Origin of the sequence: Azospirillum sp. B506 (assembly GCF_000333595.1) — a bacterium.
In the GTDB taxonomy this organism is placed as follows: domain Bacteria; phylum Pseudomonadota; class Alphaproteobacteria; order Azospirillales; family Azospirillaceae; genus Azospirillum.
On the sequence record NZ_BADK01000914.1, the window covers coordinates 1 to 2,730 of the forward strand.

Genomic DNA, 2,730 nt, shown 5'->3' on the forward strand with positions numbered 1-2,730 from the left:
GCCATTCTCGATCCGTCCCCTGCGGCGGACCCGTTCGGCGGGCTGGTCGGCTTCCATGCCGGCACCCAGCACATAGTCGGCATAGACGGAATCGCCCTCGGCCTTCTCCACCGACAAGGCAACCTCGCGGCCGTTGATGTAGCTGCCGTACCACATCCCCATATAGGGGCGCAGCGTGGTCGTGGCGTCGTTGCCCTTGGCGGAGCCCGACGCATTGCCGGGCAGGGCGGCCTGTAGCATCTCCGCACTCGGGCTGCGGCCCCAGCTTTCGTCGCAGGGCGGGTCGTTGGGAGTGGGCGGTTCCTCGGCAAAGCGGACGATGCAGGCGCCGAAGCGGCGAACGAACAGGCCGGTGTTGGCGGCACCATGGCCGGTCAGCAGCGAGGGTTGGTCGACGATCAGGCTGCTCAACCCACGCTGGCTCAGGATGCTGCGGGCCGGCTCAGCCCGCCCGCCCGGATCGAAATCGTCGCCATGGAAAAGGAACATCATCACCCGCGCCCGACGGATCTCGCGCAGGATCGGCCAGAGCTGGGCGGCATTTTCGCGGTAGCTGTCGAACGCCTCGGTGAAGTTCCCGAAGGCCGCCGGGGCGGTGGCGATGACGGCGTCGATGGCATTGGTCTGGCCGGCGGCGATCAGCGAGATGAACGCACCGAAGGACTGGCCGGTCAGGGCGACCCGGTGGTAGCCCTTGGCCTTCAGCGCTTCCGAATAATTGGCCAGAGCGCGGGAACTGTTGGGCAGGGTATCGCTGACGCGCATGCGGTCCAGCCGGTACACGTCCCAGCCGGCGTCGCGCAAGGCCTTCATGTAAATCGGCGTGGGGGCCTCTGAATCCTCGGAATCAATCGAGCGGCCGTGGCTCCACACCACCGCGCCGCGTGCCTTCGCCGGGCCGGCCAGCGAAGCCTCGCCATAGGCGGACTTCAGAACGATCTGCGCCGTGGCCGGATGGGCAACCGCCAGGCCACCGGCGACAGCCAGTCCGATCGTCGCAACCAGTCCGTGAACCATCCTCCGAATCGTCCGCCTCATGCCCAGCGATCCCCCTGAACTGCTTGGTCGCTTCAGGATTGCCGCCGTTCGTTAACGCGACCTTTCCGCGATATTCACGGTCACGGACGGCCATTCTTTGTCACAAGGAAAAGGATCGCAAATAAGAATGACTCGCAATTGTGAGCGGGAAGCGTTAGGGTGCTCTTACAACCCTATGGAGGAGCAACGGCATGTGCGGGACGGTTGAAGAGGGGCGGCCCTCGCCCTGGACGGTGGCGGACCTGACGACCGCGGAACGGGCACTGCTGACTGGCGTGCGTCAGTGGTTCCGGGCCGGCACCGCCGGGGCGATGGCGTCGATGCGGATTGGGTTGAATGTGGCCGGCGTGCCGAACACGGCGCTGCTGCCGCTGTTCGCCGTGCTCGGCACGTTTGCGGTGGCCGGCGCCCGCAAGCCGGAAATCCGCTGTCCGGCCTGCAGCCGCATCAGTGCCGATGAAGCCGCACTGTTGGATTCTCTGGCCGCTGTCCAAGGCGGCGATGGCGAGATCGCGGCGCAGCTCTTCGACCGCTGGCTTCCGCCGGTGGCGCTGTGCATGGCCACCGACGCGATGGGCGAACTGGGGAGCATTCTGGAGGGTGCCCGCATCTTCCTTCCGCGCCGACGGTCAGCGCGGCTGGTAATGCTGTCCACTGGCGCGTTGATGCAGGGCGGAACCGCGATGGCGGCAGAATAGAGGTCAGTCGTCGGTCAGTGCCAGGCCCTTACCTGTATTGGGAACTGTGTCGGTTGGTTGGGTGCCTTCGGTCAGCCGCTTGTTCAATAGCCATTGATCGATGGCGACGCGAACCAGCCGGCCTTCCGGCGTGTGGTACAGGAACTGCCCTCGCTCCCGCCCACAATGGTCATAGCCCAGCCGCTCGTAGAAGGGCAGGACGCCAGCATTGTCGCGGTCGACCCCCAGTTCGGCGAACGGAACGCCGCGCTGGAGGACTGCCCGTTCGGCCGCGCACAGCAGCCGGGTGCCGATGCCGAGGCCCCGGAAGGGCTGGAATACCCGCAACGCCCACAGGGTTGCCCGGCCGCTTGGCCGCTTGCGCAGGAAATCGATGCAGATCTGACCGGCTGGAAAGCCGTTGACGTCGGCCAGCAGCATGGCACCGTCCCCGCATTCCTGAAGCCGGAAGGCACCGGCAATGATCTCGCGATGGGGGGTGTGCAGGCCGTACCATTCGAGCGTCGGCAGGTCGTCCTGTCTTGCGGGACGGATGGTCATGGGCATCACGAGTGTCGTGCGATTGCCTACCGCCAGGACATCCCTTTCCGGAATTTTCTGTCCGAACCGATCGTCGATAGCCGTGCCGGAGCCAGCGCGGCGCTGTGCTGTTGCCATGATGCCGATGCCTCGCAGGTTCTTTTCCCGCAGCGGTCCGCCATTCGGGCGGCTTGCGAAAACAACCCTACATGCTGCCCGGCTGTTCCCACGATGCGCGCTCGGGATAAGGCTTTCGGGCAGGTGAACCCTCTTGCTTCGGATTCAAATAATAAAAATAAAATTTTACGATAATGCAGAAAACTGAGAAATCATTGGACCTGGAAGAGTTCATCGTTTTTGGCTGGAGCTGTGTCGTATAAATCAGCGATGAGTTGAATGATGGAAGTCTTATTGACGGTTTGGCGTGCATCTTGATAAGCCTGGGAACGGAGAAGAACTCTCATCCGCAGGAAGA

The 2,730-nt window shown here is 63.9% G+C and carries 3 protein-coding genes; 1 reads left to right on the plus strand and 2 read right to left on the minus strand.

The annotated features are described in order from the left end of the window. The coding region (locus tag I71_RS28395) for a S9 family peptidase (protein WP_244434103.1) at window positions 1-1,017 on the minus strand (1,017 nt) is incomplete at its 3' end. 212 nt (window positions 1,018-1,229) lie between these two features. Between I71_RS28395 and I71_RS28400 the strand changes: the two genes are divergently transcribed. Then, window positions 1,230-1,736 (plus strand): hypothetical protein, encoded by a 507-nt coding sequence (locus tag I71_RS28400; protein WP_042702134.1) that lies wholly within the window; start codon window positions 1,230-1,232, stop codon window positions 1,734-1,736. Window positions 1,737-1,739: 3 nt separating this feature from the next. Here the strand turns inward: I71_RS28400 and I71_RS28405 are convergent, their stop codons facing one another. Next, a complete protein-coding gene (locus I71_RS28405) occupies window positions 1,740-2,282 on the minus strand; it encodes a GNAT family N-acetyltransferase (protein WP_244434104.1) in 543 nt (180 codons plus the stop codon). Between the last annotated feature and the right edge of the window lie 448 nt (window positions 2,283-2,730).